General features: G+C 38.5%; 11 protein-coding genes and 2 pseudogenes. 6 read left to right on the top strand and 7 right to left on the bottom strand.

Features of this window, described 5'->3' with window-relative positions; all coding sequences use genetic code 11:
- Positions 1 to 33 precede the first annotated feature (33 nt).
- Positions 34 to 1,254 (top strand): MFS transporter, encoded by a 1,221-nt coding sequence (locus F936_RS14500; protein WP_005048417.1) that lies wholly within the window; start codon positions 34 to 36, stop codon positions 1,252 to 1,254.
- Between the two features lie 68 nt (positions 1,255 to 1,322).
- On the opposite strand, the gene F936_RS14495 is transcribed toward F936_RS14500, so the two are convergent.
- A complete protein-coding gene (locus F936_RS14495; protein ID WP_005048415.1) occupies positions 1,323 to 2,468 on the bottom strand; it encodes an aldose epimerase family protein in 1,146 nt (381 codons plus the stop codon).
- A gap of 192 nt (positions 2,469 to 2,660) precedes the next feature.
- Here F936_RS14495 and F936_RS14490 point away from each other — a divergent pair.
- From F936_RS14490 to F936_RS14480, 3 genes and pseudogenes are all read left to right on the top strand, one after another.
- A pseudogene (locus tag F936_RS14490) lies at positions 2,661 to 3,107 on the top strand (hypothetical protein).
- 86 nt (positions 3,108 to 3,193) lie between these two features.
- A pseudogene (locus F936_RS14485) lies at positions 3,194 to 3,531 on the top strand (transketolase C-terminal domain-containing protein); the annotation flags it as partial.
- Between the two features lie 198 nt (positions 3,532 to 3,729).
- A complete protein-coding gene (locus tag F936_RS14480) occupies positions 3,730 to 4,959 on the top strand; it encodes a hypothetical protein (protein ID WP_005048408.1) in 1,230 nt (409 codons plus the stop codon).
- 41 nt (positions 4,960 to 5,000) lie between these two features.
- Here F936_RS14480 and metH read toward each other — a convergent pair whose 3' ends face one another.
- A complete protein-coding gene (gene metH / locus F936_RS14475) occupies positions 5,001 to 8,687 on the bottom strand; it encodes a methionine synthase (RefSeq protein WP_005048406.1) in 3,687 nt (1,228 codons plus the stop codon).
- A gap of 465 nt (positions 8,688 to 9,152) precedes the next feature.
- Here metH and F936_RS14470 point away from each other — a divergent pair, with 465 nt between their 5' ends.
- Both F936_RS14470 and F936_RS14465 read left to right on the top strand, forming a co-directional pair.
- Complete coding sequence (locus F936_RS14470; protein WP_005048402.1) at positions 9,153 to 10,784, top strand: inorganic phosphate transporter; 1,632 nt, start codon at positions 9,153 to 9,155, stop codon at positions 10,782 to 10,784.
- A 164-nt stretch (positions 10,785 to 10,948) separates the two neighbouring features.
- Positions 10,949 to 12,283: a D-serine ammonia-lyase gene (locus F936_RS14465; RefSeq protein ID WP_004641764.1), complete on the top strand. Its 1,335-nt coding sequence runs from the start codon at positions 10,949 to 10,951 to the stop codon at positions 12,281 to 12,283.
- A 46-nt stretch (positions 12,284 to 12,329) separates the two neighbouring features.
- On the opposite strand, the gene F936_RS14460 is transcribed toward F936_RS14465, so the two are convergent.
- From F936_RS14460 to F936_RS14440, 5 genes are all read right to left on the bottom strand, one after another.
- The gene (locus tag F936_RS14460; protein WP_003653084.1) at positions 12,330 to 13,877 is read right to left on the bottom strand and encodes a hypothetical protein; all 1,548 of its coding nucleotides are present in this window, start codon (positions 13,875 to 13,877) and stop codon (positions 12,330 to 12,332) included.
- A gap of 554 nt (positions 13,878 to 14,431) precedes the next feature.
- Positions 14,432 to 14,596 carry a hypothetical protein gene (locus tag F936_RS19010; protein WP_004641767.1) on the bottom strand — a complete coding sequence of 55 codons (165 nt, stop codon included), beginning with the start codon at positions 14,594 to 14,596 and terminating at the stop codon, positions 14,432 to 14,434.
- A gap of 109 nt (positions 14,597 to 14,705) precedes the next feature.
- Positions 14,706 to 15,710: an SUMF1/EgtB/PvdO family nonheme iron enzyme gene (locus F936_RS14450; protein ID WP_005048398.1), complete on the bottom strand. Its 1,005-nt coding sequence runs from the start codon at positions 15,708 to 15,710 to the stop codon at positions 14,706 to 14,708.
- Positions 15,707 to 17,383 carry an arylsulfatase gene (locus tag F936_RS14445; protein ID WP_005048396.1) on the bottom strand — a complete coding sequence of 559 codons (1,677 nt, stop codon included), beginning with the start codon at positions 17,381 to 17,383 and terminating at the stop codon, positions 15,707 to 15,709. The genes F936_RS14450 and F936_RS14445 overlap by 4 nt, the downstream gene beginning before the upstream one ends.
- A 167-nt stretch (positions 17,384 to 17,550) precedes the next feature.
- The gene (locus tag F936_RS14440; RefSeq protein WP_003653076.1) at positions 17,551 to 18,168 is read right to left on the bottom strand and encodes a rhomboid family intramembrane serine protease; all 618 of its coding nucleotides are present in this window, start codon (positions 18,166 to 18,168) and stop codon (positions 17,551 to 17,553) included.
- Between the last annotated feature and the right edge of the window lie 13 nt (positions 18,169 to 18,181).

Here is an 18,181-nt window from a genome sequence, read left to right as displayed (position 1 = left end):
GGACCTTACTTAAAATATTGGAGTTTTTCAGGTATGACGTCTTCAATACAATTGAAAGATGGTATTGCCAATACCGTTGCAAATGATCAGCCTCAAGGAATGATTATTAAAATTGTAGGCGCCGTGGCGGTTGCACATTTACTGAATGATTTAATTCAAGCCGTGTTACCAGCCATCTATCCAATGCTAAAAGCAAACTTCTCGCTGAGTTTTGCCCAAGTTGGCCTGATTTCGTTTGTATATCAAATTACAGGTTCACTGCTACAGCCTTGGATTGGACTTTATACTGATAAACATCCAAAACCTTATCTTCTACCACTGGGAATGGTCGTCACATTTTCCGGCATTATCTTGTTGGCATTTTCACCAAGCTTTACTGTGTTGTTATGTGCATCCGCGCTGATTGGGGTAGGTTCTGCAACTTTTCACCCTGAAGCTTCACGTGTGGCTCGAATGGCATCGGGTGGACGTTTTGGTACGGCTCAATCGACTTTTCAGGTGGGTGGAAATACAGGCACTGCCATTGGCCCATTGTTAGCAGCTTTACTGATTGTACCGTTTGGACAGCATGCAGTTGCGGGTTTAGTTATATTTGCACTTTTAGCCATTTGGGTTTTATTTGGTGTAAGCCGTTGGACGATTGGTCATGCAAAAAATCAGGTAGCTACACGTGTAAACCAAGCACAGAGTAAATTACATGGTCGTAAGCTCATTATTGCCTTGAGCACCATTAGTGTGTTGATGTTCGCTAAATTTACCTACATTGCCAGCATTAGCAACTACTTCACTTTTTACTTAATTCAAAAGTTCCATATCAGCATCCAGACCGCTCAGTTGCATTTGTTTGCGTTTTTGGCAGCTGTTGCTTTAGGTACATTTGCAGGTGGCCCAATTGGTGACAAGATTGGTCGTAAAGCTGTTATCTGGGTTTCATTTGTGGGTATGGCTCCATTTGCATTAATGATGCCGTATGCAAACTTGTTTTGGACAACAGTCTTATCAATTATTACTGGTTTGGTGTTGTCGTCTGCCTTTGCTGCAATGGTAGTTTACGCACAAGAAGCTGTTCCAGGCCGTGTGGGGATGATTGCTGGTTTAATGTTTGGTCTTATGTTTGGGGTAAGTGGTATTGCTGCAGCAGGCTTAGGGCATTTGGCCGATGTTAACGGCATTGAATGGGTATTTGGATTGTGTTCATTGTTACCATTATTAGGCTTCGCAACCGCATTTTTACCAAACACAAAAGTTAAATAAATGAAAAGACTCTCAGTCATATTAAACTGAGAGTCTTTTTTAGATAAATATAGTTCCAATTCAAAAGACTATTTTTGAATACCAAATTTAAATACGGTGACACTGTTATACGTTTGATTTGGGTTCAAACGAGTAGACGGAAAAGTCGGTTGATTGGGGCTGTCTGGAAAATGCTGTGTCTCTAATGCTAGAGCATCTGCTTGTCGATAAAGTACACCGTTTGCACCTGCAACATTTCCTAGTAAATGATTCGCCGTATACATTTGAACGCTTGGTTTAGTGGTTAGGACCTGCATAGACCGTTTAGATTTTGGGTCAACAACACTAGCAGCAAGATTTAATTTCCCTTGAGACTTTTGGTTAATCACCCAAGTTTGGTCATAGCCATATCCATACGCCAATTGCTGATGATTCGCTCGAATATCTTTTACAATTGCTTTAGGAGTCCGAAAATCAAAAGGTGTACCTACAACTGAAGCAATTTCACCTGTTGGTAACGAATTTTGATCGGTTACCAATACACGGTCTGCATTGAGCTGTACCACATGATCGAGTACGCCATAAGGGTTGTTCCCAGCACCTGACAAGTTGAAATAACTGTGATTGGTGAGATTGACGACTGTAGGTTGATCAGTTTTAGCCTTATATTCAATCTGGAATTCATTTTGATCTGAAAGACTGTAGATCACCTCCACATCTAATTTCCCGGGAAAACCTTGATCACCATTTGGACTGGTTAACTTAAGAGAAGCTTTGACGGTTTCACCTTTAGAAACGAGGGGCTTAACTTGCCAAATACGTTTATCAAAACCAGGATTACCGCTATGTAATGAATTCGGTCCATTATTTTTTTCAAGGTTATACGTTTTTCCATCTAAGCTAAATTTAGCATTGCCAATACGGTTCGCATAACGACCAATTAATCCACCAAAATGAATGCCTTCCTTGGTATCAGTGACTTCATAGCCTTTTAGATCATCGAAGCCCAAAACGATATTATTTTGTTTACCTTGCGCATCGGGAGTCAAAATCTGTGTAACTACCCCACCAAAACTAATAAAAGATACAGAGACTCCTTTGTTATTGCTCATGGTGTATAGATCAACTTTTTGACCATCTTGAGTGGTGCCATACGGCTTTACATTTAATGTGGCTGCATTCGCAATTTGTGCAAAGCTATAGATCGTAAAACTTAAAATTACTAATTTTTTCATGCTTATACTCTATTTTGTAATGGTAGGATATTGATGAATATAAAATTGATTTTTCATCTTTTTAAAGAGTTTTTCATTATATGGTGTTAATGATTATTAACTCAGTTAATTTTAGGTATTGAACAAACTGACACTATTTAAGGTTATAAACAAATTAACTTTATTATCAAAATTCAACAGTAAGCTATTTTTATGACTCATTCTGACTCGGCTTTAAAATTTTCACTCGGTCTTAATGGCCTGTCATTTGACATAGACAACCAACATATCCAACTTGAACAGGGCTTGGGTTTTATTGAGTCAAAAAGCATCAGCCATGGTGTGATTGATGAGCTTGCTATTGAAAAAATGATTTATTTTATTGAAGAAATCATAGAGTCGCAGCCTTTAAGAAATCTAAATATAAGTGGTGTAGCTGTTACGTCTGATGCAGCCATGACACAACTCAGTGAGTTATTTTTTAGTGCTTAAAAGCAAATCAGCCGGATTGAGCTTGAGCATGGATTCAATGACTTTATTGAGCATTTGAGCTACTACACAAGCCAAGTCTCTCCAGATCAGCTTTATATTTTTACCTACTTTGTATTTATTCGAGAGATGATGCATCACTTGAGAGTTGAGGAAATTCATGTAATGTGAGCATATAAAAGCTTAAAAGTTCCTCAAATTGATAAATGAAACTTAGTAGGATTTAAGCAAGAGAATCTTATTCCAGCAGGTTTATAAACATGCGTGCACTTGAGGCAGCCGAAGAGCTTGAAAAAGAGGGCATTAAGGTTTCAGTGCTGCATGTACCTACAATTAAGCCTTTAGATGAACAAACTATTTTGGATGAAGTCGGTAAAGGCGGACGTCCTGTTTTAACTGCCGAAAATCATTCTGTGATTAGTGGTTTAGGGAAGCGGTTGGGTCACTACTTTTAAGAAATAGGCAACACTCTCTTTTTGACATGATTGGTTTGCCAGATGCATTTTTAGATGCAGGGGCTTTACCTATTTTGCATGATCGATATGGTATTTCAACTGAAGCAGTTAAAGAGAAGATTAAGTCACATTTGAAGTAAAAGTAATGTCTACTTGATGTAAGTAGTATTGAAATAGATTCTTTGAAATCTCTCAATCTTAAAAGTTGGGAGATTTTTTATCTCAATATGCTAATGAAATGTAGACATCAATTAACAGGAAGTTGGCTATTTTGAAGGTTTGGTTTAAATAATTATGTGTTATAAGATGAATAAAAATTATAAATAGGATTTGAAAAAATGAAAAAAATACAGTTTAGTCTATTAAGTTTTTTAATGTTGACTGGATGTGGTGAAAATAACCAAAGTATAGTACCAAATAAAGATAATACATTGTTTATACAAGGCGTTAGTGTTAATGAAAAGGTTGAATTGAACCCAGCCATAACCAACTATGACCTAATTGCCTATGGTAATGAACCTACTGAGGCTGTCTTGATTAATTTAACGGGACAGGGAAAAAAGCTCTTGGGCTCTATTTCATTAAAACCTTATTCAAATATAGCGAGTTTAGATTATTTGGTATGGAAGGATACTTTAAATAAGGCACTTATATGTTTACCAATCTTAACTTGTCCAGATAGTACGACATATAAGATAGAAAATTTCGGGGATAAATTTAAATTGAGTTTTGATTTGAATCAGTCCAAAAATGAGTTCTCAGTAACTTCTATAAACGGAGAGGAGGTCGGAAATAGAGTTCCCGTAGTTGTGTCTGGAAATATAAATTTTACGGTTCCTTCAAATTGGCCATTGTTTCAAAAAGATAGGTTTTCAGCTATCAAAGTTAATGATATTGCTATTAATGGAAGTATTTTTAAAATTATAGATTTTGAAGAGTCAAAGCAATATTATAATAATGAATTAATATACACTACAAAAAAATTTACTTTGAAGAAAAATGAAGATATTTCATATTTAAGTATAATATTTTATGAAAACAAGGTGAAAAGTAATGCATTAATTAGTTTGGTATATAAAGGTGGGGATTTTACAAATATAGAGAAATTGAGCGATCAGTTTTGGAAGGAAGATCAAAAAAATATAGATTTTAATCTAGAAAATATAGAATTGATTGATCACACTAATAATACGAAACTAAATGTTAGTGTAAATGTGAGCATACCTAAAACTTATAGTGACTTACAATTTGGTGATCAAAAAATAGTAATGTTGCCTATTCACAATCGTTATATAGCTACAGTTAAAAATGATCAAAAAATTTATAATCTAGGTTTTAAAAATAGTAATGAATTAATTGATATATCTATCATTCAAGAGCTTGCAGGACATTTAAGCGTTAAAACAATAATTGGTGAACAAGAGTTCATGTGCGGAAATCGAGAAATCCCTTGTTCTGGCATAACTTCAGATAGTGATAGACAAACCTTTTATTTTCATAATGTAAATGCAGGAGCAAATACACTTAATGGTATGACTCATATTACAGGGGTATTTGAACAAAAATAAAAAATCCCCTCATTCGAGGGGATTCATTTATAACCTAAAACTTAAACAATCGAATCATCTAAATTCGGCCCTAACCAACGTTTGGCCTCATCAAGTGTCCAACCTTTACGTTTTGCATAATCTTCAAGTTGGTCTTGAGAGATTTTACCCACGTTAAAGTATTCACTTTGAGGGTGTGAATAGTAGAAACCACTCACCGAAGATGGCGGCATCATTGCAAAGTGTTCAGTGAGTTTAGTACCAATTTTATCGGTAGAACCTAACCAGTCAAACAATACTGCTTTTTCAGAGTGCTCTGGACAAGCTGGGTAACCCGGCGCAGGGCGAATACCGACATATTTCTCTTTAATCAGCTCTTCATTGGTCAGTGTTTCATCTGCTTTATAACCCCAGAACTCTTTACGAATGCGTTCATGTAAGTGTTCGGCAAAGGCTTCAGCAAAACGGTCAGCCAATGACTGAACTAAAATTGCAGAGTAGTCATCACCTTTGGCTTTGTACTCGTTTGCTAATTCTTCTGCACCAAAAATCGATACAGTGAATCCGCCCAAGTAGTCCTGTTGCTCACGGTCAGTACGAATGTAATCTGCTAAAGACAAGTTTGGTTTACCTGTTACTTTGTCTGATTGCTGACGTAAGTGTTCAAATGTATGCGTAACATTTTGACCCGCTTCATCAAATACGCTGACGGTGTCGGCGTCAGTGCGCTGAGCAGGGAACATACCAAATACAGCACGTGCATCAAAAAGGTTGTTGTCGATAATATCTTTCAACATTGCTTGAGCTTGGTTGTACAAATCTGTTGCAGCTTCGCCAACCACTTCATCTTGTAAAATTTTCGGGAACTTACCTGCCAAGCTCCAAGAAATGAAGAATGGTGTCCAGTCAAAATATTCAACCAATGTTTCAAGCGGGTAGTTTGTTAAAACTTGAGTTCCCAAAAGATTCGGTTTTGCAGGAACATAGCTTTCATCAATTTTAAAGCCGTTTTTAATAGACTCTGCATAAGTCAGTTTGGCAGCTTTTGGTTGTTTGTTGGCTAAGCGCTCACGAATTTTGGCATATTCAGCACGGTGTTCTTCAATGAATTTTCCACGCATTTCTTTCGAAAGCAGGGTAGTTGCAACACCTACAGCACGTGAGGCATCAGCAACATAAATCACCGCATCGTTATGGTACTGAGGGTCAATTTTTACTGCTGTGTGTGCTTTCGATGTCGTAGCACCACCGATCAATAAAGGAATGTCAAAGCCTTTACGTTGCATTTCTTTAGCAACAAACACCATTTCATCTAAAGATGGAGTAATCAGACCTGACAAACCGATGATGTCACATTTTTCATCAATCGCAGTTTGCAAGATTTTCTCGCAAGGTACCATCACACCAAGGTCAACAATGTCGTAACCATTACAACCGAGTACAACACCCACAATATTTTTACCAATATCGTGTACGTCGCCCTTAACAGTTGCCATCAGGACTTTACCTTTAGATTGGCTACCTGTTTTTTCAGCTTCAATGTACGGGTTGAGCCAAGCCACAGCTTGCTTCATGACACGTGCAGATTTCACAACCTGTGGTAAGAACATTTTGCCTGAACCGAACAAGTCACCAACCACGTTCATACCGTCCATCAAAGCGCCTTCAATCACATCTAATGGACGTTTAGCTTTTAGGCGAGCTTCTTCTGTATCTTCGTCAATGTATGTGGTAATACCTTTGACTAATGCATATTCAAGGCGTTTTTCTACAGGTTCGTTACGCCATTCAAGGTTTTCGGCTTCACGTTGCATTCCGCTATGACCACGGTATTTTTCAGCGACTTCCAGCAGTTTCTCTGTGGCGTTTTGACCAGACTCACCTTGGTTCTGGTTTAAAACAACATCTTCAACTGCATCTTTGAGTTCTTTAGGAATATCATCATAAATTGCCATCTGACCGGCATTTACAATCCCCATGGTCATGCCTTGTTTAATGGCATGGTACAAGAACACAGAGTGAATTGCCTCACGAACAGGCTCATTTCCACGGAATGAGAATGATACGTTCGATACACCACCAGAAATCATGGCATGAGGTAAGTTCTGTTTAATCCAACCTGTGGCTTCAATAAAATCGACACCATAGTTATTGTGTTCTTCAATACCTGTTGCCACTGCAAACACGTTCGGGTCAAAAATGATATCTTCAGCAGGGAAGCCTACATCGTTAACCAAAACATCATAAGAACGTTTACAGATTTCACGCTTACGTGCAGCAGTGTCGGCCTGACCAGTTTCATCAAAGGCCATCACAATAATTGCAGCACCATATTGACGACAGAGGCGAGCCTTTTCGACAAACTCGTCGTAACCTTCTTTTAAGGAAATCGAGTTAACAACGGGTTTACCTTGTACACATTTTAAGCCTGCTTCAATGATTTCCCATTTTGATGAGTCAATCATGATCGGCACACGTGAAATATCTGGCTCAGATGCCACAAGATTTAAGAAATGAACCATCGCATTTTGCGAATCGAGCATCCCTTCATCCATGTTAATGTCAATAATCTGTGCGCCAGCTTCCACTTGTTGTTGTGCAACTTCTAAAGCTTCAGCAAAGTTTTCTTCACGAATTAAACGTAGGAATTTTTTTGAACCTGTAACGTTAGTACGTTCACCCACGTTAACGAACAATGAGTCGTCATAAATATTAAATGGTTCTAAACCACTTAAGCGGCAAGCTGGCTTAGTTTCAGGAGTTTGACGGGGTGCAATGTCTTTTACAGCATTGGCAATAGCACGAATATGATCTGGTGTGGTACCACAGCATCCACCTGTAATGTTAATGAGGCCACTTTCTGCAAATTCTTTTAAGAAAGCAGCAGTTTGCTCAGGTGTTTCGTCATATTCACCAAAAGCGTTTGGTAAGCCAGCATTTGGATGGGCAGAAATGAAAGTATCAGCAACATCAGACACAGTTTTAACGTGAGGGCGCATGGCATCTGCACCAAGGGCACAGTTAAAACCAATTGAAAGTAAGTCACCATGGCGTACAGAGTTCCAGAATGCTTCGGCAGTTTGACCTGTTAAGGTACGGCCTGAGGCATCGGTAATAGTCCCTGAAATCATGAGCGGTAATTCATGACCAATTTGCTTAAAGACTTCTTTCACCGCAAAAATTGCAGCTTTACAGTTTAATGTATCAAAAACGGTTTCAATCAGAATGATATCTGCACCACCTTCAATCAGCGCATGAGTGGCCTCAATATAGTTTTCTTTTAGCGCATCAAAGGTAATGTTACGAAAGGCAGGATCATTTACATTTGGTGAAATTGAACAGGTACGCGATGTTGGGCCGAGTACACCCGCTACAAAACGAGGTTTGTCAGGTGTTGAATATTTTTCACAGGCTGCTTTGGCTAAACGGGCTGCTTCACGGTTAATTTCGGGAACAAGGTCTTCCATGTGGTAATCAGACATAGAAACACGTGTGCCGTTAAAGCTGTTGGTTTCAATAATGTCTGCACCAGCATCAAGGTAAGCTTCATGAATGCCTTGAATGATTTCTGGCTGTGTCAAAACTAAAAGGTCATTATTACCTTTTAAGTCATGTGCCCAATCGGCAAAACGCTCACCACGGTAGTCAGCTTCTTCTAATTTATGGCGCTGGATCATCGTTCCCATTGCACCATCAATAATCAGAATGCGTTTAGCAAGAAGCGCTTTTAGGGTGGCAAGCGTAGACATAGAAAACCCCGATCTTTTATATGAATTTAAAAATGCGGCGCTATTGTAACAGAATAGCAGCACAATTGATGATCTATGACGACCCACCATTCACCGTAAATTAGTCGTAAAAAAAAAGTGTTTTCGAACAAAAAGAGGGTGTTTTTTCATCAAATATTCATAAAATGATCATGATATTGAAATATTTCATCTCCAATATTCGGTTTTATGACAATTAAGCTGTTTAAAAAAACGTCATACAGGTAATTTTTTAGATATTTTTGCTTTAAAAATAGTCATAAATAAGGAAGATATAAATTGATTTAAATTATTGTATTTTAATAAAAAAATAAATTGTATCGAGGAAAGGTGCATCAAATGAGGTCAAAATATGAAAAATTGACTTCATCAGGCGCCGCTTTGTCATATAATTGTCATAATTTAATTTAAGAATACAGAGGATTTTTCTATCCTCTTACCGTCTGCATGAATTCTAATCTACCCCCTGTTTCGGATTCAAAACTTGCGGCAAACCTGCAAGTCAAATCGACGAATGTACATGTCCCGACACCTAAGTTCTTTATGCCGGTGTTTCTGACAATTATTGTTGCAACACTTATTTATATTGGATTTCAGGTGAGTGCTGATTTAGCGCATGTACCGCCTTTGAGTCTTTATTCGGTTATTCTCTTATCTACCGCACTCTTGATTGCTTTAGGCTTTGAGTTTGTAAATGGCTTCCATGATACTGCAAATGCAGTAGCGACAGTGATTTACACCAATGCTTTACCTGCACCAGTTGCAGTCATGTGGGCAGGTTTTTGTAATTTTCTTGGGGTAATGGTTGCAAGCGGCGCAGTTGCTTACGGCATTATTGCATTGTTGCCTGTTGAATTGATTATGAACATGGGTAGCGGTGCAGGTTTCGCAATGGTTTTTGCGCTTCTTATTGCTGCGATTCTCTGGAACTTAGGTACTTGGTTCTTGGGCATTCCTGCTTCTAGCTCTCATACTTTGATTGGTTCAATCTTGAGTGTGGGCATTATGAACCATCTATTGAGTGCATCGACTGGCGTAACCACCAGTGGTGTTGATATGGATCAGGTGATTAAAGTCGGTAAGGCCTTATTATTGTCACCTTTAATTGGTTTTGCTTTTGCAGCGATTGTATTCTTGTTGGTTAAAACTATTTTTAAACGCCAATTAGAATTATTCCAGCCACCAGAAGGTAATAAACCACCACCAGCAATCATTCGTGCAATTTTAATCTTTACCTGTACAGGTGTAAGTTTTGCACATGGTTCTAATGACGGTCAAAAAGGTATGGGTTTAATCATGCTGATTTTGGTTGGTCTGGTGCCATTGGCTTATTCATTGAATAAAAACCTTGATACACAACAAGTTCAATCATTCCATCAGCTTTCTTCTCAAACTGCCGTACTTTTGAACCAAAATCAGCCAGAATTAACCGATGAAAAAGCACGTGTTATTTTGACTAAATATATTCAAACTAAACAGCAAACTCCGGAAGTAGTGCCTGCATTGGCAAGTATGACTGATCATTTGGGTGAGCGAGTTTCTAGCTATAGCAACTTAAAAGACATTCCAGAAGCTGCAATTAGTGAAATTCGTAATGACATGTATTTAAGTACAACGACGTTTAAGCGTTTGGATAAAGCAGATGCTTTACCAAAAATGGATCAGTCACAAGAAAAACTCGTGAAAGAATACCGTAGTAGCTTAGATTCATTCTTACAATACATTCCAACTTGGGTGAAAGTAGCAGTTGCTTTGGCACTTGGCTTAGGCACCATGGTCGGCTGGAAACGTATTGTTGTGACTGTAGGTGAACGTATTGGTAAGCATCACATGACTTATGGTCAAGGGATGTCTGCTGAGCTTGTCGCAATGAGTACAATTGCAGCTGCCGACGGTTTAGGTATGCCTGTTTCAACAACGCACGTTTTAAACAGTGCTGTTGCAGGTACCATGGTAGCGAACAGATCGGGTTTAAACTTCAATACAGTTAAAACGATTTTATCTGCATGGGTATTTACACTTCCTGCAACAATCTGTTTGTCTGGCGGTTTGTATTGGTTATTCTTACAGTTTGTATAAAAGTATTTAAAAAATTAAAGCCACTGTTCACAGTGGCTTTTTTATTTGTTTCTTTTCAATGTTCAGTCTATTTTCATGTACATTCAATTATAAATTAACGAGTCGTTATAAAGCCTCAAGTAACTTCAGAGGCTAGGCTTAAAACTTTTATATCGGGATAGATTATGGATGCGGTTCAAATAGATCAGCTAAAACAACAATTTCCACTTATAGAGACACTGCAAGCCTATCAAGAAACATTTTGGTTTACACCTCATTGCTATCCTTCAAAAGAAGCTTTAGAAAAAGTTGGATTAACAGCCGAAGACGTAAGTGAAGCAGAAGCTAGATTAGAGCGTTTCGCACCTTATTTGGCAAAAGTGTTTCCTGAAACTCAAGCGCAACATGGAAAAATTGAATCAGAGATCGTTGAAATTGCCCATATGCAACAAGCACTATCTTCAACAGAACAAGTGCAACTGAGTGGAGCATTCTGGCTGAAAAAAGATAGCCATTTACCTATTTCTGGTTCAATTAAAGCGCGTGGTGGTATTTATGAAGTCTTGGCTCACGCCGAAAAATTGGCACTTGAGGCTGGACTTCTCAAGTTGGAAGACGATTACAGTAAGTTAGATCAAGATTCATTTAGGGCATTCTTTTCTAAGTATCAAATTGCAGTAGGTTCTACAGGTAACCTAGGGCTTTCCATAGGCATTATGAGCGCCAAACTGGGTTTTAGAGTCACTGTTCATATGTCTGCTGATGCGAGACAGTGGAAAAAAGACAAACTGCGTTCATTGGGCGTTAATGTTGTGGAATATGCCAGTGACTATGGAGTAGCTGTTGAAGAGGGAAGAAAAGCAGCAGAGCAAGATCCGCACTGCTTTTTTATTGATGATGAAAACTCAACAACATTGTTTTTAGGTTATGCAGTTGCAGGAATACGCTTAAAACAGCAATTTGAGCAAAAACAAATTAAAGTCGATGCTGAACACCCATTATTTGTTTATTTGCCGTGTGGCGTTGGTGGTGGCCCTGGTGGGGTAAGTTTTGGTTTGAAACTGGCTTTTGGTGAGCATGTACATTGTATCTTTGCAGAACCCACCCATTCACCATGTATGTTACTGGGTGTCCACACAGGTTTGCATGATCAGATTTCAGTGAATGATATTGGCCTCGATAATGTAACTACCGCAGATGGGCTTGCGGTAGGCCGTGCTTCAGGTTTTGTGGGGCGTGCTATGCAGCAGTTAATTGATGGCTACTACACCATTGATGATGAACGTTTATATGAACTAATAGCACTTCTAAATCAAACTGAAAATATTCAGCTTGAGCCTTCTGCGGTGGCTGGAATGATGGGGTCATATTATGTCCAGACTAGCCCTGATTATTTGGCTTTACATCAACTATCAGCTGAGCAGTTACAACAGGCAACCCATGTGATATGGGCGACAGGAGGCGGTATGGTGCCGCCTGATGAAATGCAAAAATATCTATCACACTTTCAAAGTAAATAGATAAATACAGAAAAAAGCCCAATTCTAGAATTGGGCTTTAATATAATTATTTTTTAGATGATTTTCCGAAAGGTAGTTTTTCGGTTGCAAAGCCATAGATTGCAGCAAAAGGCAGGGCAGTTCTTGCTAAATAAGCCACACGCCACAATCCGCCGTGGTTGGCACCTTCCATCATAAGCTCAAGCGGATGGTCCAGCTCAGTTTCAGGATTTGCTACAGAAGACTCATTTCTTAAGTCATGAATCCAGATTGCAGCCATAATTGCATTGGTAGTTTCAGGGCTAAATGCTTCTACATCAAAAAGTTCTGCACCATTAAAAGCTGCTTTCAACAATGGATTTTTAGTCACAGAGTGAGTCGTTGTAGATGGAGCAATATTAATGCTGACATGTTGTCCTTGATGGCGGGCCAAAATAGCACGCCATTGTTGAATGCGTTTTGCTAAGGCGTAATTTGGCCCTTGTTCAACAACTAAACAGTCGGCAATGCCATAAGTTTTTCCATTTTCACAAGCAATTAAGTCTTGATATGGCGCTTGAAAAAAACGATTGAGCGAAAGAGCGGAAACACCTTTCACTGCCATTTTTTGTATTTTTGTGCGTGATTTAAACTTTTGTTGAGCAGCTTTAGCGACTTCTTTAGGAACCGCATAAACATCGGTTGGCGTACACATAAACATAAGGCTCGTATCAGACTTATGCTCGCTTACAAATTGCATAATGCTGTCCATTGCCATAGAAACACGAACATGCTTTTCACCATCTAAATAGGCAATTGCAGCCAAATCTAACTTTTGCGGAAACTGAACTAACCACTGTGCAATTTCTGGTAATTGAGTCAATAAATTTGCACCCAATTTATCCTTTAATTCAGAAACTTTTGCTGATGAATCAATTTGTTCAACACTAGGCGCAATGAGGGTTGCATTTCCTTGTTGAATCGTATTTAAAATTTTGCCCCAGACACGTGAGTTTGGTAAGTCGACAGCAACAATATTCGCTTTCCATTTGGCTAACCAAGGTAGAGGTCCTGCTTCTGAAGCTGCGCCAAACAGCACCATGGTACGGTCAGATAAATCAAACCATTCTGGGTGAGCAATAGCTTCACGTAGAGCTTTGGCATGACTTGGTTCAATAATACCAGCCTCTTCCCAACGTTGAATCTGGTCCAGTAAGCTTTTTCCGCTTAGTTTTTGTCCTTTGTAAGGAACATACCATTCAGGTGCCGCATCACTTTCACCTTTAAGTTTTACTGTATGAAGTGGCGTAGATGAAGCAATATTAACCGCATCTTTTAAAAGGTAATGTTTACTATCACGATAATAGTCAAAAATATGGTGAGCTTTATGCAAACCTTGCTTCGCAATAGTAATTGGGTGCTTGCTATTAGAAATTCCTTGTTTAACAAGTGCTTTAAAATATATTGGGTAATTTTTTCGCCAGTTTTTTTCATTCAACACTTGTTGTGCGGTTTTATTATCTACAACAGATAAAGCCTCTGACAAAATTTCTTGGCCAGTAAGAGATGTGCTTTGTTTTTTTGTTGAGGCGTGTACTGGAAATTGTAGACCTTCGACTTGACTTGTGCTGGACATAAAATATCTCGTTATACGACTGGGTTAATATACAGATGTATACATTATCTATGCCAATGAAAGGAAACGAGTGGCAATAACTGACAAAATAATATTGATTATTTATGTGATGAAACATGGAAGAGGGAATTATTATGATAAATTCATCTCATTTTGGTCTTAATTTTTTTCACAATTTTAGAACATTTTTATAGACTTACGTTACATAAATGATTATTTTGTATTAAGCAAATACATCAGTTTTAGCCTGAAGGTAAAATGTTCAAAATGTATCAATAATACAGATACAGAAATGATTAAAAACTAGACTTTTTTCTTAAAGGATAAGAGAAGTCAGACGGAATAAGAAAGAATTGGGGTGAAACTAGATAGAAGACAGCATAAGATTGTCTTTTAAAAATCTTGGGGATATGGTGATTTTTTTACACCATAATTTTCTAGTTTCATCCCATCTATTTTTGGGTTGGAACCCTCCATTTTTGTACTCACTTTATCACTTGATTGAACCTTATTTGTTTAAAGTAACTTCAAAATTACTTTAAAAGAAGCTATCTCTAACAACGCCCTTTTTTCGCTTGTCCTGGTGGGCAAAAGTCTCCTGGATGGTTGTGATAAGGTGAATCTGGATCAATCACGATACTACCTTCGGGAGTATGAACTGCGCAGGCTGGTAGTGATATTGTGAAAATTGCTGCCGCACAAAGAAGTAATGTTTTCATCTTGTTCTCACTTTTTTATCATTCTCTTTTGTACTATAGAAAAGTTTTGCTTGTTTTTCGATCTACTTTTGGTTAAGAATTATCTTTAATTGGTCGGATTAAGAAGAAACTAAGGAGATCGTAGAATTGTTCTAAACCCGACATGGGTTGCTGCTAAATCAAAGTCTTGCGGATAGCGGCTACTGCTACGATAACGTGAACAATAATTTTGTGCACAAAGAAAAGATCCGCCTTTAATTACATATTGTGTACTGGTGATTTGTTGTTGTCTTAAATCAGAATAATTTCCCATATGCTGGTCATGAGCACCTTGATATGGAGATGATGTCCATTCCCATACATTTCCAATTATATCAAATAGTTTGAAAGTATTTGGTGCAAAGCATCCAACGGGCGCAACATCTTTAAAGTGATCTTGATTCAGGTTTTGAAAAGGGAATTCACCTTGCCAGTAATTTGCTTGTGGATGTTGGTGTTCATCGGTAGGGGCCTGATGTAATGGTGTATCAGTTTGCGAATTCGCTTTAGCTGCATATTCCCATTCTAGTTCTGTTGGTAAATCACGTCCTAACCAGACTGCATAATGTTCAGCATCGTTTTTACTCACATATCGTACAGGCTCATTAGGATTAGCTACGGCACCATTACTGCCGTTTGGAGTTTTCCATGTATAACCTGACTTTAGCTGCCACCATTGCTGTGGATGTTGAGGGTCTGGTGAAAAAACAGCAGCCTGCTTTTGTTTTTCGGCATCGGTGATATAACCCGTTGCTTTTACGAAACTAGCAAACTGAGCAACGCTGACTTCTGTTTGATCAATCCAGAATCCTTTAACTTCCCGTTGTTTTTTTCCAAAATTAAGTTCATCGGGATAGGCTTTTTCAGAACCAAAATTAAAATGTCCATTAGGAATTAAAACCATTCCAGCTGTAGGTTGTTTTAGCCAACCTTGAGGTAGTCCAGTGTAGTTTTTACATTTCTCAATAGAACCCAAGTCAGCTAAAGAGGTGTGCTGCTGAGACGATGGTGTGGATTCAGAAACTTGTGAAGATTGACTACAGCCTGTCATAAAAGACAGGCTGATGGTCGTAACTAAAAATGGTTTCAATCTCATTTGGCGTTATATTCCTGCACACCATTTTTTTCAGTATATTTTTGATAGACCGATAACAGCTCTTGCACTTTTGCTGGGTAAAGCTGAGCAACGTTCTGTCTTTCCCCTCGATCCGCTTTAATGTTGTATAGCTCCCAAGTTCCTGTACCTAATTCAGGTCGCCCTTGAAGTGCAATTTTCCACTCGCCTTGTTTTGCATATTTACTGCCATGTAACTCATCAGCAAAACTAAAATTTTCGGGGCGAATCGTAGTGGTTTTATTTTCAAGTAAAGGTTTCCATGAAATCCCTGATGGCGTGTTAATGGTACGACCATTGTATTGGCCTTGAGGTACTGGAATATGAGCATATTCTAGTAAAGTTGGGAAAACATCTAGTACTGATGCAAAGCTATGATTCGTTTCTTCTGCTTTTTTCTGATTTGGTAATTTCACGATAGCAGGGGCAGTAGTTGCACCTTCACCAGCCGTATCCTTCCATAAATGGAAAGGTGCAGCACTAACCTCAGCCCAACGTGGTCCAATATAGTGATACGAAGTCGGTGTACCTACATTTGCTACAGAGTTATCAAAGCCAGATTCACTGCCGTATCCTCCACGTACAAAACCTTCTGCACCATTGTCGGAAACAAAGAAAATTAAGGTATTGTCATAAAGATTATTTTGTTTGAGGTATTGAATAATTCGGCCCACATTGGCATCGAGATTTTCTACCATACCTGCATAGATTTCCATTTTACGGGCTTCAAGTGCTTTTTGTTCGGCTGTTAATTCATTCCATTTTCCATATTTTTGTGGAGCATTTTGAGTTGCAATCGGTTCGGCTGCCTCAAAGTTTGCCGGAATAATGCCAAGCTGTTTTTGGCGTGCGATACGCGCATTACGAATTGCATCGTAACCAATATCGTAAACTCCGCGATATTTTTCACGGTATTCCGCAGGTGCCTGAATTGGCCAGTGAGGCGCTGTATAGGCAGCATAAGCAAAGAACGGTTTGCCACTATTTTTGCCTGAGTCTAAATAGCTAAGTAATTTATCGGTAAAATAGTTTGTCGAGAAAAAGTCATCAGGCAATGCTGAAACAGGAATAATTTGCCCATCTTCTGTATAGGTCGAATTTCGTTTAAAGGCACTTGGAGCTTGCTTAAAGTGGTGATCTAGGCCTTGTAACAAGGTAAATGAATGGTCAAAACCTTTTGCATGGGCATTCGTTTCAGGGGTTAGCCCTAAATGCCATTTACCACTGATGTACGTGCGGTAACCATTATCTTTCAGCACTTGTGCAATCGATAATGAACGTTCGTTTAAATATCCTTCGTAGCCAGGCTGGCCCTTTAAATGTTCTGGCGTGAGTTCAGCCATTGCACCAATACCAGCTAAATGGTGATCAGTACCTGAAATCAGTTGAGAACGTGTTGGGGAACAGGTCGGGGCGGTGTGATAGTCAGTTAAAAGGCGACCTTCCTGAGCTAGGCTATCAATATTGGGTGTACGAATTTCACCACCGAAAGCCCCTAAATCTGAATAGCCTAAGTCATCCGCCATAATAAATAAGATATTGGGCTGCTTAGGAGCGCTGACTACATTTTCTTGTTTATCGTTGTCATTACATCCAGCCAAAGATAAGCTAAATAAAGCAATGGAAAGGCTAGATAAAATTGCTTTGTACTTCATTGTATCATCTGAATTATTAAAAGATTTGGCATGAGTTTAATCAGATGGTTTTTGCAATCAAAACAAGGAAAAGATCAAAGAAAATCAGAAAAAAGACTGAGAATTTATGGTGATAAATAAATGAGAAAAAAAGAAAAGCCCATTACGGGCTTTTTTGAGTGCCTGACTTAGAACGGAATACGAGTCAGTTGATCTAAGAAATGTGGAATCACTTTAGGTTCGATCAAAATGGTTACAAGGACCCCGTAAGCTGCACCCCATAAATGAGCACTATGGTTGATATGGCTATTACCACGTTTACCAGCCCAAATGCTGTACGCTACATATAAAACTGCAAAAATAATGGCTGGTACTGGAATGAAGAATACAAAAATCAGCTTCCATGGTTGAAATAGAATATAAGCAAATAAAACAGCTGAGACAGCACCAGAGGCGCCGAGGCTCGCCCAGTTTGTATCATTTCTATGTTGTAAATAGCTTGGTAAAATCGCAAAGATTAAACCGCCTAAATAGAACAAAACAAAACCCATGTCATAAAAATATTGGCGATAAAAACTTTCAATAATGCTGCCAAAGAAGAACAGGGTAATCATGTTGAAAAGTAGGTGTGTACCATCTGCATGGATAAAGCCATGAGTAATGAAACGATCAAATTGTCCACGTTGCATTGCAGGTGGCCAAAAAATCAAACGATTCATTACGTTTTGATTGCTAAAAGCAAGTAAAGAGACAATGACCGTAATAATAATAAGGGTAATGGTATGGTTAAACGGCAGATGCAACATAAGAAATATTTAA

It is taken from the genome of Acinetobacter calcoaceticus DSM 30006 = CIP 81.8, from assembly GCF_000368965.1.
GTDB lineage: Bacteria > Pseudomonadota > Gammaproteobacteria > Pseudomonadales > Moraxellaceae > Acinetobacter > Acinetobacter calcoaceticus.
Note: the sequence above shows the minus strand (reverse complement) of the source record. Positions and strands in the feature narration are given on the sequence as shown.